General features: G+C 61.4%; 11 protein-coding genes. 3 read left to right on the forward strand and 8 right to left on the reverse strand.

Features of this window, described 5'->3' with window-relative positions:
- Nucleotides 1-480: 480 nt before the first annotated feature.
- Entirely contained in the window at nt 481-990 is a 510-nt protein-coding gene (locus D7I37_RS16555) for a DedA family protein (RefSeq protein WP_061798246.1), read from the reverse strand.
- Between the two features lie 139 nt (nt 991-1129).
- Here D7I37_RS16555 and D7I37_RS16560 point away from each other — a divergent pair, with 139 nt between their 5' ends.
- Complete coding sequence (locus D7I37_RS16560) at nt 1130-1432, forward strand: putative quinol monooxygenase (RefSeq protein WP_061798247.1); 303 nt, start codon at nt 1130-1132, stop codon at nt 1430-1432.
- A gap of 127 nt (nt 1433-1559) precedes the next feature.
- Here D7I37_RS16560 and D7I37_RS16565 read toward each other — a convergent pair whose 3' ends face one another.
- Both D7I37_RS16565 and D7I37_RS16570 read right to left on the reverse strand, forming a co-directional pair.
- Entirely contained in the window at nt 1560-2114 is a 555-nt protein-coding gene (locus tag D7I37_RS16565; RefSeq protein ID WP_129544013.1) for a hypothetical protein, read from the reverse strand.
- A 65-nt stretch (nt 2115-2179) separates the two neighbouring features.
- Nucleotides 2180-3355 carry an MFS transporter gene (locus D7I37_RS16570; RefSeq protein ID WP_129544014.1) on the reverse strand — a complete coding sequence of 392 codons (1176 nt, stop codon included), beginning with the start codon at nt 3353-3355 and terminating at the stop codon, nt 2180-2182.
- Between the two features lie 230 nt (nt 3356-3585).
- Between D7I37_RS16570 and D7I37_RS16575 the strand changes: the two genes are divergently transcribed.
- Together D7I37_RS16575 and D7I37_RS16580 are read left to right on the forward strand one after the other, a co-directional pair.
- Nucleotides 3586-4284, forward strand: coding sequence for an autoinducer binding domain-containing protein (locus D7I37_RS16575; protein WP_129544015.1), 699 nt, complete (start codon nt 3586-3588; stop codon nt 4282-4284).
- Nucleotides 4285-4464: 180 nt separating this feature from the next.
- Complete coding sequence (locus D7I37_RS16580; protein WP_061798252.1) at nt 4465-4893, forward strand: universal stress protein; 429 nt, start codon at nt 4465-4467, stop codon at nt 4891-4893.
- Nucleotides 4894-4933: 40 nt separating this feature from the next.
- Here D7I37_RS16580 and D7I37_RS16585 read toward each other — a convergent pair whose 3' ends face one another.
- The 5 genes from D7I37_RS16585 to D7I37_RS16605 all read right to left on the reverse strand — a co-directional run bounded on the left by D7I37_RS16585 (nt 4934) and on the right by D7I37_RS16605 (nt 11221).
- Complete coding sequence (locus tag D7I37_RS16585) at nt 4934-5947, reverse strand: Ldh family oxidoreductase (protein ID WP_061798375.1); 1014 nt, start codon at nt 5945-5947, stop codon at nt 4934-4936.
- Between the two features lie 20 nt (nt 5948-5967).
- Nucleotides 5968-7533 (reverse strand): APC family permease, encoded by a 1566-nt coding sequence (locus tag D7I37_RS16590; protein ID WP_061798254.1) that lies wholly within the window; start codon nt 7531-7533, stop codon nt 5968-5970.
- Between the two features lie 44 nt (nt 7534-7577).
- Nucleotides 7578-9191, reverse strand: coding sequence for an aldehyde dehydrogenase (NADP(+)) (locus D7I37_RS16595; protein ID WP_061798255.1), 1614 nt, complete (start codon nt 9189-9191; stop codon nt 7578-7580).
- A 55-nt stretch (nt 9192-9246) separates the two neighbouring features.
- Nucleotides 9247-10167, reverse strand: coding sequence for a dihydrodipicolinate synthase family protein (locus D7I37_RS16600; protein ID WP_061798256.1), 921 nt, complete (start codon nt 10165-10167; stop codon nt 9247-9249).
- 208 nt (nt 10168-10375) lie between these two features.
- Nucleotides 10376-11221 (reverse strand): AraC family transcriptional regulator, encoded by an 846-nt coding sequence (locus tag D7I37_RS16605; RefSeq protein WP_061798257.1) that lies wholly within the window; start codon nt 11219-11221, stop codon nt 10376-10378.
- Between the last annotated feature and the right edge of the window lie 288 nt (nt 11222-11509).

Below are 11509 nucleotides of genomic sequence, written 5' to 3' on the forward strand. Positions count from 1 at the left end.
TGTTCTTTACACTGCGGAGGCAAATCGGACGTTCAGGGGGCGGAAGATTACTCTTCAAAACGCCGGATTAACAGACCTTATGCGGCTTATCTCGTTGATAAAACAGAGGGTTGATAATTTCGCATGAAAAAAAGTAATGAGTGTAAGCGTTTGACACCGACGATGCGGAGACGATGAATCTAACCTGCGGGGCCGTGAGCTCAGCGGGCAGCTCCGTTGGCGGTGACTCAATGGGGCGCAGGCGCGGATCCTGGAGCACCCACCAACCAAATCAGGGCGTTACGCCCGACGTTTTCTCTCGCTTCGCTTCTTCGGCGGTTTTTTCCGCTCGCCGTTCAACAATAAATCCGAGTTTTTTGACCGATGTTCAGAAAGGTGATCTGGCGCAAATTGTGGTGTTATCGGCGGCTTTGGCGGCCAATCGTCCCCCTGATTTTTTGTGCGGCCACGCGCTGGCGTCGCGGTTCACCCAAGAATCTTTCAGGTCAAAATGGGCGGAAACAGGTGAGCGACCGACATCAGCGCCAGCGCCCAGGCGGCGGCAGAAAACGCCGAAGTCAGGTATACCGGCTTCAGCGGCAGCGAAAGCATCCCGGCCATCAGCGGAACCGTGTAACGCATCACCGCCAAAAAGCGCGAAGCGAACAGCAGCGGCATGCCTTGTTCCTGCAGCGCCAGCCGCGCCTTGCGCAGCGGAGCATCAAACCGCGCCGGCAGCCAGGTCATCGGCCCGCGGCGGCACAGCAGCGCGCCGCAGTGGAATGACAGGATCGAACCCAGAGCGGCCCCCAGCGTGATGGCGCTCCAGACAGCGCCGAGCGGCAGCGCATGTTTGCCCGCCAGGATCGCCAACAACAGCGTGACGGAAGCCGGGGGCAGCACGGATGAAACAAAAATAACCGACTTCCCCAGCGAGAACAGAAAGATAAGCAGCAGCAGGAATTCAGGTTCCGGGCTGTATTTGGCGATCATCTGCGTGAGCGGAGCCATCGGCCACCTCGGATAATTGTCGTTTGGTGACCAGTGTCCCATTTATAACATCAATAAGAGCTCAATCAGCTGGGCGCGCGTCCGCCTCTTTAGGTTAGGGTGACGCCATACAAACGCAAAACTCACGAGGGGAAGGATTATGTTGAAGGTCATAGCAGAAGATTTTATCAAGCCGGAGCATATCGACAAGGTCATGCCGCTGTATCGCGAGCTGGTGGAGAAAACCCGGCGGGAACCGCTGTGCATCTCCTATGAGCTGTGTATCGATCATCAGGACCCCGGGCACTTTATCTTTGTCGAGAGCTGGCCCGATCGCGCCGCGCTGGACGCGCACTGCCAAAGCGAGCATTTCAAGCGCCTGGTGCCCCAGATTAACCTGCATCAGCGCCAGCCCTGCGCCTTTCTGTTTATGCAGCCTTTCCCGGATGCGGGCGATGAATAGACAAAAAAAGCCCCGCAGGGGAGCGGGGTCAATGGCTTCTCTAACATATCTTATAGTGATTAAAAAATAGGCTGATAATGATTGTCATTCACTAAGAATGCTCCTAAACGAACATTGATGCGGTGAATCATGGGCGGGACGCAGCCGGAGCGGCCTCGCTGGCGGCTTTGATAGCGTGCAACATCCGGCGACGGATCAGGCCGCTGACCAACCGGATGGCGAGCCAATAAGGGGTAAATCGCCGGCGGCTGGCGCGATCGGGGCAGAAAATGCGGGTCTCCGTCACCAGGCGACAACGGCCGTTTCGCCCGGGGTGTACGGCATAACCCAATGCCAGCTTGGCCACTCCCGGCTGCCGAAAGGTGAGGAATGCCGCGCCATCGTTTATCTTGACCAGGCCGTAGCCGGCCTGCCAGAAGCGGCCAATCAGGCCATAAACCAGCGCCACGTCGTTTTGTTCCAGCAGGCAAAAGTCATGCAGGCCAAACGACGCTGGGGGCGCCTGGCGCGCCATCAGCCGGGATGGCAGCTCCCGTATGGTTATCATGGCGCGAAAGAAACGGTCATGCTGCGGATCGTAGGCCGCAACGGCCGCGATCACCCGGGAGGACGAGGCTAGGATCTCGATAGCGTGGCGCTCCGAGAATTGGTATTCATGCAAATACTTGTCCAGCAGTCCCATGTTATCTTTCCCTGAAATATCGCTCTGATGCGCCAAGTTTACCGAACGTTGGCGCGGCGGTCGATTTACCCCCCCGTATTTTCCTCTTTCTTGAAGCCGATGAGCGTCAGCAGCAGGGCGATGGCACCGAACGGCAGCGCGAACAGCGGCAACCGGTCAGCGGGCTGGCCGGCTAACGCGAAGCTGCCCAGCATGCCGCCTGCGGCGATGCCGGCGTACAGCGCCGAGCCGTTCAGTGCGACGGTTAACGGGCCGGCGCGTTTTGACAGTGCCAGCAGGTGATGCTGGAGGGGCACAAGATACATCCAACCGGCAATGCCCCAAACCAGAAAAAGGGTCAACACCCGCCAGGGCGAGGCCAGGGAGAAACCGAGCAACAGCAGTGTAAGCGTCTGGGCCGTGATCGAAAGCAACAGGGTAAGCCTGCTGCCGAGCGTATCGGTCAGCTTGCCGGAAACGGCATTGCCGATGACCGCGCCGATGCCGAACGCCAGCAACGCGAAGGGCAGGATCCGTTCCGAGCCAAGCCGGGTATGCCGCAGCAGCACGCTGACATAGCTGTATACCAGGTGTTCGGAACAGACGGCGAAGAAAGCGATCAGCAAGGTGGTCAGCACCGCTTTTTGCCGCAGCGGGGCAAGCCGTGCTTTCAGGCCGTAGCTGCCCGGCGCCGCCAGCGGGCGCAGCGCCAGCGAAAGCCCCAGCAGCGCCGCGGCGCCCAGCAGGGTGATAAGCGCAAACACCTCCCGCCAGCCGATGAGCTGGGTGAAGAAGGTGCCGAAGGGGACGCCGAGGGCGATAGCCAGCGTCATGCTGCCATAGACGATGGAAATGGCCCGGCCCCGGCGTTTTTCGGGCGCCAGCTCGGCGGCGGCCGCCGCCGCTTGCGGGGTGTAACAGGCCGCGCCCAGCGCGGCCAATATGCGGCCAAGCGAAAGCTGCAGATAGCCGGCGGCAAATGCGCACGTCAGATTGCCGACGATAAACAACGCCAGCGCCAACTGCAGAATGCGCCTGCGGTTAAGATGGCCCAGCAGCCAGGCGCTCAGTGGAGCGAACAGCGCGTAGGCCAGGGCGAAGATTGAAATCAGCCACCCCGCCTGAGCGGGAGCGACCGCCAGGGTAGCGGCGAGGGGGCTGAGCATGCCGGCGACAATAAAGGCGTCGGTGCCGATGGCAAAGGTGCCGAGCGCCATCAGACCTGAGGCGATCAAGTACCCGTCGTCACTGCGTTTAAGCATGTTAACTCTCTGGTTAAAAACGGTGATGTTCGCAGGCAGAATAATCGGTTTACCGATCCCGGCTAAGTGGCAAAACTGACAGCTTCATCCGGCCCTCCGCCTGTGCCAGGCCGGCGACGGTGGCGATGGGTTTTATGACCGTCCATTTCGTTATATAAAACGGCTGTCGATAAAATGCCTGGCTGTTATACAGTTAGCTGCGGAATATTCAGGTTATCGAAGAGGCAGTGATGATTATTGACCACCGACAGGCGTTAAACGCTCAGGCCGATAATTTCCTGGTGCAGCTTGAAGTGCAGACGCGCGCGCTGGGATTTGAGCGCTTTTGTTATATTGTTTTCTCCGGTTACCCGCTTCGCCACCCCAAAATGGCGATGGAGAGCAATTATCCGCTGGAATTTATCGAGGATTATCGTCATGGTCGCGATTATTTGCGCGATCCGGTCATTGAACAGGCGCAGCGTTCCACCCTGAGGTTCGCCTGGGACCATGGCTTCTATCAGGGCAACCTCGCGCTGTGGCAACGCATGGCCGAACAGGGGCTGGCCGCCGGCTGGACGCAGTCAGTGAAGGATTGCCATGGGCGGGTGGGCATTCTGACGTTGGCGGGAAGCCAGGCTCCGCCGCTGGAGAGCGCCGCCGATATGCCGAGGCAGCACCAGTTTCTTGGGCTGGCGCAGGCGGCGCATCAAACATTGCGCGAAGCCTTGCTCCCGGAAAGCGACGAGGCGATTAAAGACGTGCTGACGCCGCGAGAAAAAGACGTTTTACGCTGGTGCAGCGAAGGGAAAACGGCGCAGGAGATCGCTATTATCATGAGCCTTGCGGAACGTACGGTTAATTTTCATATCGGCAACGCCATTAGAAAGCTCTCGGTCGCCAATAAAACCGCGGCCACCGCCAAGGCGGTTTATTTGCAGCTTATTTAATCGCGAGAAAATAATAATTAATTGACTATCCGTTAACCGCGCTATGTTTATATTTTGTTAAAATATCAATTGCCTGCCCCAGTATTTACCGCCGATCACAAAAGCGCGATAAAGCGGTTCACCCCGCGCATGCCCGGCAGTACCCTATAAGCTCCCCGGTTTACATAGAAAGGACGTGATATGTACAAGACCATTTTAGTGCCGATAGACATTGAAGAGGATTTGTTGACCGAGCATGCGCTTCAGCACGTGGAGTATCTGGCGAAAATGTCCGGCGCCCGGGTGCATTTCTTCCATGCGCTGCCGGATGCCTCGGCATTTGTTACCGCTTATTCGTTTGGCATCAAGGAATTCGAGAACCAGGCGGAAGTGAAAGCGGTCGATAAGCTGAAGAAAATCATGTCCGAAATCGACATTCCGCTGGATCGCCTGAATTACACCATCAGCTTTGGCTCGCCGCGCGATCAGGCGCTGGAACTGGCCGAAGAGATCGACGCCGACCTGATCGTCATTGGCTCGCGCCGCCCGAGCGTGAAAACCTACCTGCTGGGCTCCAACGCCGCCGCTATCGTTCGCCACGCCAATATATCGGTGATGGTGGTCCGTTAATTCGCGCAAGGCAGGCCGCCGTTCCCGCGGCCTGCCTCCGTTAACGGCACAGCGCCACAATCTCGTCGTACAGCCCCGTCGGGATCTCTACCCCCAGGCGCTCGCTCTGTTGTCGCCGCTGATAGCGCCGTTCTCCGGGGATGCGCGCGCCTTGATCCCGCATATCGGCAAACATCGCTTCCGCCCGGGCGAAATACTTCGCCTTATCCGCGCCGAGAAAGCGTTCGGGATCCAGGGCGATAATCAGTTCACCGCCGTAGGGCGAAGAGCCGGTCCGTTCGTCGTAGGCCAGCGACTCCTTGCTGGTCAGATCGCCAATCAGCGGCCCGGCCAGCAGTTCCACCATTGCCGCCAGCGCCGATCCCTTATGCCCGCCAAAGGTCAGCATCGCGCCCTCCAGCACGCTGGCGGCGTCGGTGCTGGGATTGCCGGCGCTGTCGATGCCCCAGCCCTCGGGCAGCGGAGTGCCGGCGCGGCGGTGCAGCTCAATTTCGCCGCGCGCCGCCGCGCTGGTCGCCATATCGAATAAAAACGGCGGCAGCCCGGGCCGTGGCCAACCGAAGGCGATGGGATTGGTGCCGAACAGCGGGCGGCTGCCTCCGGCCGGCGTCACCCAGGCATGGCTCGGCGTGCAGGCCAGCGCCACCAGGCCCTGCTCGGTCAGGGGTTCGATATCGGCCCACAGGGCGGAAAAATGCACGCAGCGGTTAATCGCCAGCGCGGCGATGCCGTTGGCGCGCACCTTGTCGATAAAGGCCGGCAGCGCGTGGCGATAGGCCAGCAGCGAGAAGGCGCCGCCGGCGTCCACCCGCAGGATCGCCGGCGCACTGTCGAGAAGCCTGGGCTGCGCGTCGGCGGAAACTTTGCCGGCGTGCAATGAACGGACGCAGCCCAGCAGGCGGTAAAGGCCGTGCGAGGCGCAGCCGTCGCGTTCGCCCCGGGTGACATTTTGCGCCACCGCTTCGGCGTGCGCCTGGCTGAAGCCATTGCTGAGCAGGGCGCGCAGCGCCAGCTGGTAGGCCTGATCCAACGACAGGTTATGGGTTTGCGTCATCTCCGTTTCCTCCTTTTCAATCACTCTTCTTCATCTCCGACGAAATTCGCCTGAGGTAAACAGGTATAGGCGCCCCAGTAGTAAATCACCAGCGCAATCGCCGCGATGGTGAGGGTGTCCCAGGGATGGCTGATGGCGCCGATGCCGCCGAAGCTGCTGAGATAGGAGACGACGATCACCAGCGCATAGAAGGCGATCAGCCACAGAGAGGACCAAATCTGCTGCTTCAGGCCGACGGCGTGCGTCGGCACCTGATTTTTGAACAATATATAGACCGCAAACATCAGGATTTGCAGCCCGAGCAGCCAGGAAACGGTGTCCCAACCCGACCAGAAGACGATCAGCGCCGAGATGATAAACGACAGCGGGCCAAGCACGCAGAACCCGCGCACCCGGAACGGGCGAGGCAGGTCGGGAGCGTTGCGCCGCAGGCCGGCGGCGGTCACCGGCGCAATGGCGTAGCTCAGCACCAGCGCGGCGGACACTACGCCGATCAGTTTCTCCCAGGAAGGGAAAGGCAGCGTCCAGAACACCGACAGGGCGAAGGTCAGCCACAGCGCCGGGCGCGGAATGCCGGACTCGCCGTCGACGCGGGTAAAAATTTTAAAGAAGGTGCCGGCGCGCGCCCAGCCGTAAATCACGCGCGGCGTGGCGTTCATGTAGATATTGCCGGTGCCGCTCGGCGAAACGATCGCATCGCTGACCACCAGAAACGCCAGCCAGCCCATGCCCAGAGTGATGGCGATGTCGCGGAACGGCAGGGAGAACTGCTGGCTGATGTGGGCCCAGCCGCCGTTCAGCATGTCGCTGGGGATGCTGCCGAGGAAGGCGATTTGCAGCAGCACATAGATGACGGTGGACAATACCACCGACAGGATCAGCGCAATCGGAATGGTACGCTGCGGATTTTGCACCTCGCTGGCGACCGAGATGATCGGCGTCAGGCCCAGGTAGGCGAAGATAATGCCGCCGGCGGATATGGCGGCCTCAACCCCGGCGGAGCCGAAGGGCGCAAACCCCTGGCTGTGCAGATTTTCCGGCTTGAAGAAGCTGAACAGCACCACGATCACCAGCAACGGCACCAGAAATTTCAGCACGCTGATCAGGTTGTTGGATTTGGCGAAGGTTTTCACGCTGTAGTAATTCAGCGCGAAGAAAAAACACAGCAGCGCCAACTGCACCAGCCAGCCGATCGGCGTCGGGTCGCCGGAGCCGGGTTGGCTGAGGAAAGGGAACCAGGCGGCGGCGTATTGGCGCGCCGCCACCACCTCGATGGCGATCAGGCTGGAGAAGGCGATCAGCGTGATAAAGCCCAGCAGGTAACCCATCAACTCGCCGTGCGAAAACACCGGATAGCGAATGATGCCGCCGGCGCGCGGCAGCGCCGCGCCCAGCTCGCAGTAAACGATGCCGAGCAACAGCACCGCCAGGCCGCCTATCAGCCAGGAGTAAATGCCGGCGGGGCCGGCGATGGAAGAGACGTGGCTGGCGGCGAACAGCCAGCCGGAACCGAAAATTGCGCCCAGGCCGATAAACGTCAAATCGGTGAGCGTAAGCTGCTTCTTGAATTTGCCTTGGGTTGTCATGGTATGACCCTTTTGTTATTGGATGGCATGCAGATGCGGCCGGGCTAGTTTTTGGCTGATGAATCTATCGGGTCTCTGGTGTACACGCCGTTAACCTGCCGCAGCAGGTTGAGCGGGTTGGCGTCCTGCAGCGGCGGCGGCAGCAGCGCGGCGGGATAATTTTGCAGGCATACCGGCCGCAGGAAACGTTCAATGGCCAGGGAGCCCACCGAGGTGCCGCGCGCATCGGTCGTGGCCGGGTAAGGGCCGCCATGCACCATCGCGTCGCAGACCTCGACGCCGGTCGGATAGCCGTTGAACAGCACGCGGCCGGCCTTGCGGGTCAGCAGCTGGGCCAGCCCGGCGGCGGCCTGGTCATCGTCGTCCGCCAGCAGCGTGGCGGTCAGCTGGCCCTGCAGGGCTTCCAGCGCCGTTTGCAGCTGTTCGGGGCTATCGACCGCCACCAGAACGGCGACGGGGCCGAAGACTTCCTGCTGCAGCAGCGGATCGGCCTGCAGCAGCAGGGCGGCGTCGGCCTGATACAGCTGGGCGTTCGCCAGATAAGGCGCGGCCTGGCGTTGGCCGGCCAGGTGGCGGAGGCTTTGATGGGCGTCCAGCGCCCGCAGCCCGTGGTGATAATGTTCCAGCGTGCCGGCATTCAGCATCGGCTGCGGGGCGGCGGCGTTGACCCTGGCGACGAGTTCGTCAATCAGCCGGCTGAATGCCGGGCCGCGTTGGCCGATAATCAGCCCCGGTTTGGTGCAAAACTGGCCGCAGCCCAAGGTGAAGGATCCCACCAGCTCCTGCGCTATCTGCCGGCCGCGCCGCGCCAACGCCTGCGGCAAAATCACCACCGGGTTGATGCTCGACATCTCGGCAAATACCGGGATTGGCTGCGGGCGACGCATCGCCATATCGAACAGCGCCCGCCCGCCGCGCAGCGAACCGGTAAACCCCACCGCCTGAATCGCCGGATGCTGCACCAGCTCGGCGCCTGCGCGTTCGCCGAAAATCATGTTGAATGTCCCGGCGGGAATGCCTTGTTGCACCCTGGCGCGCTCTATGGCCTGCGCGGTCAGCTCTGCGGTGATCATGTGGCCGCTGTGCGCCTTGAACACCACCGGGCAGCCGGCGGCCAACGCGGCGGCGGTGTCGCCGCCTGCGGTGGAAAACGCCAGCGGAAAGTTGCTGGCGCCAAACACCGCGACCGGGCCGAGCGCGGTGCGATATTGCCGCAGATCCGGGCGCGGCAGCGGCGTGCGATCCGGCAAGGCGCAGTCGATGCGCGCGCCGTGCACGTCACCGCGCCGCAGCAGCCCGGCGAACAGCCGCATCTGGCCGCTGGTGCGGGTACGTTCGCCGTTCAGGCGCGCCAAAGGCAGGGCGGTTTCCTGCGTGGCGAAGGTGAAGAAATCATCGCCCAGCGCGTCCAGTTGGTCGGCGATGGCGTCGAGGAAATCGGCGCGGCGATCGGCGCTGAGCTGGGCGTAGCCGGCAAAGGCCCGTGCGGCGCTCTCTGCTGCCGCGGCGGCTTCGGCCGGCGTGGCCGGATGAAAGCGGTAGCCGGTCGGCTGGCCGTTGTCGGCGCGCAGGCTAATCAGCTCTGCCGCCCCGCTGGCGCAGCGCTGACCGCCGATAAACTGTTGGCCGCGAATGGCGGCGTGGTGGTCGTTGGGCATGGGTCCCCCCGATAGCGAAATGGCGAGGCCCGGCATGGCCGGGCGCTGAGTGGGATTACAGGCCGACGTTCGGCAGCGCTGGGCGCGTGGCCAGCGCTTTTTCAACCGCCGCGGTGACCTCGGCCAGGGCGTCGCCCTGCAGCGCCAGGCGCGGTGGGCGGGTGACGGCGCTGCCGCGGCCCACCAACTGCTCGCACAGCTTGATGCATTGCACCAGATCCGGCCGCGCATCCAGGTGCAGCAACGGCATAAACCAGCTGTACAGCGCCAGCGCTTCCTCGAAGCGCTTGTCTTTCGCCAGGCGGAACAGGGTTTCCCCTTCGCGCGGGAAAGCGTTGGACATGCCGGAGATCCAGCCCTGAGCGCCGACGGCGATGCTTTCCAGCACCACGTCGTCGAGGCCGGCGAACAGCACGAAGCGATCGCCAACTTCGTTGCGCAGGTCGATAAAGCGGCGGGTATCGCCGGAGGAGTCCTTGAAACACACGATGTTGTCGCAGTCGACCAGCGAGGTCAGGATATCGGGCGTGACGTCGTTTTTGTAAATCGGCGGGTTGTTGTAGACCATGATCGGCAAATCGGTCGCCCCGGCGACGCTGCGGAAGTGCGCGGCGGTTTCATGCGGTTTGGCGGAGTAAACCAGCGCCGGCATCACCATGATGCCGTCGACGCCGACCTTTTGCGCTTCACGCGCCATGTTCTGCGCGAAAGCGGTGGTGAACTCGGCGATGCCGGCGATCACCGGCACTTTGCCGTCGGCGGCGTCTTTCGCCACTTCGATCACCGCCAGTTTTTCCTGCACCGTCATCGAGGTGTTTTCGCCGACGGTGCCGCAAACCACCAGGCCGGACACGCCGTCGCGGACCAGATTTTTGATCACCGTATGGGTGGCGTCGAGATCCAGTGAGAAATCGCTGCGAAACTGGGTGCTGACCGCCGGGAACACGCCGCTCCAGCTGATGGCTTTATGGCTCATAGTGTTTATCCTGTCGTCCAATGTTGTTAATGAATGGTGAATTATTGGTGAACTTCACTAACAGATTGACCGGTATTGCGCGCCGGGGCTTGACGGTTTTCGCCGATTGCCATGACGAAATTGGCACAGTAACCGGGTAAAACGCGCGTGGGAAAGCCTGGCGCCGGGAGCGCCAGAGGCGGGAGTATTCATCAGGTAAATCAGATCATTAAGTCGAAAGCGTCAGGCGGAAGTCGCGCGGCGTGGAGCCGGTCAGCGCTTTGAACTGACGGCTGAAGGCGCTGTGATCGGTGTAGCCGCACTGCAGGGCGATATCGGTGATCGGCAGATCGCCGGCCAGCAGCTCGGTGGCTTTCTCCAGCCGCACCTTATGGATCATTTGGCGCGGCGTGAGATGGAAGATGCGCTTGCAGTAACGCTCGATTTGCGCCACCGACAGCCCGGTGAGCGCGGTCAGTTCTTCAAGGGCGATCGCGCGGGCATAATGGCGGCGGATATACACATCGATCGCCGCCAGCCGCTGATAGGCCGGGTGGTTGGCCTTGGCCTCCTGCAGATCGTGCGAAATGCCCGCCATGCCGATTATTTTGTCCTGCGCGTCGTACAGCGCCAGCTTTTGCGTCAGGCACCAGCCGGTTTCCCGGCCGTTGTACAGGTGCATTTCCAACTGATCCTGAATCACCACGCCGTGGCGCAACACGCGCAGATCCTGCTCGGTATAGCCGGAGCCGAGCTGCGCCGGAAAAACGTCGGCCGAGGTCTTGCCCAGCAGCGGCGCGACGGTCTTGAAGCCGCAGCGCCTGGCCAGCGTCAGGTTGGCCAACAGGTAGCGGGCCCGCTCATCCTTGATAAAAAACACCACGTTGGGAATGGCGTTGAGCAGCGGAGCGATCAACGCCAGGGAATTCAGCAGGTCGCGCAGGCTGCCGGGACGCTGCTGCGCCAGCCCGTCGCACAGGCGTGAAAGGTGCTCAACGGCGAAATCGTTATCTTCCGCCGGCCCAATCACCGGTGGCGGCGGGGAGGAAACCTGATGGTCTGGGGTTAATCGCATGGCAATACCTTTTTCGGCGTTATGCCGCAGAGTCTGAGGTTCAGGTTGGCGCTTTCGCATCAATATTAACTTTTATGTAACTTATCAAGCGCTATTTCCCGGCCGCTGCCAAATATGCGGTTTGCCGCATACTTTTGCCGAACGGCCCTGGGATAACCTGCGGAAAACGGCGGCACATCACGCAATTATCCGGTGTAGCACATAAGTAATGCCATGATAAATAACCTCTTCTTATGGCCCCTCGACGGCGTTGGGGCATGCGCCCGGGGGATCCTGCGGTGAGCACTG

Source organism: Serratia sp. 1D1416 (genome assembly GCF_003641105.1).
Lineage (GTDB): Bacteria > Pseudomonadota > Gammaproteobacteria > Enterobacterales > Enterobacteriaceae > Serratia > Serratia ficaria.

Excerpts from the sequence above, each read along its gene's own strand:
- D7I37_RS16560 (WP_061798247.1), top strand. The coding sequence starts at position 1,130 with ATGTTGAAGGTCATAGCAGAAGATTTTATCAAGCCGGAGCATATCGAC.
- D7I37_RS16585 (WP_061798375.1), bottom strand. The coding sequence starts at position 5,947 with ATGACGCAAACCCATAACCTGTCGTTGGATCAGGCCTACCAGCTGGCG.
- D7I37_RS16575 (WP_129544015.1), top strand. The coding sequence starts at position 3,586 with ATGATTATTGACCACCGACAGGCGTTAAACGCTCAGGCCGATAATTTC.
- D7I37_RS16605 (WP_061798257.1), bottom strand. The coding sequence starts at position 11,221 with ATGCGATTAACCCCAGACCATCAGGTTTCCTCCCCGCCGCCACCGGTG.
- D7I37_RS16600 (WP_061798256.1), bottom strand. The coding sequence starts at position 10,167 with ATGAGCCATAAAGCCATCAGCTGGAGCGGCGTGTTCCCGGCGGTCAGC.
- D7I37_RS16580 (WP_061798252.1), top strand. The coding sequence starts at position 4,465 with ATGTACAAGACCATTTTAGTGCCGATAGACATTGAAGAGGATTTGTTG.
- D7I37_RS16590 (WP_061798254.1), bottom strand. The coding sequence starts at position 7,533 with ATGACAACCCAAGGCAAATTCAAGAAGCAGCTTACGCTCACCGATTTG.
- D7I37_RS16570 (WP_129544014.1), bottom strand. The coding sequence starts at position 3,355 with ATGCTTAAACGCAGTGACGACGGGTACTTGATCGCCTCAGGTCTGATG.
- D7I37_RS16555 (WP_061798246.1), bottom strand. The coding sequence starts at position 990 with ATGGCTCCGCTCACGCAGATGATCGCCAAATACAGCCCGGAACCTGAA.
- D7I37_RS16595 (WP_061798255.1), bottom strand. The coding sequence starts at position 9,191 with ATGCCCAACGACCACCACGCCGCCATTCGCGGCCAACAGTTTATCGGC.
- D7I37_RS16565 (WP_129544013.1), bottom strand. The coding sequence starts at position 2,114 with ATGGGACTGCTGGACAAGTATTTGCATGAATACCAATTCTCGGAGCGC.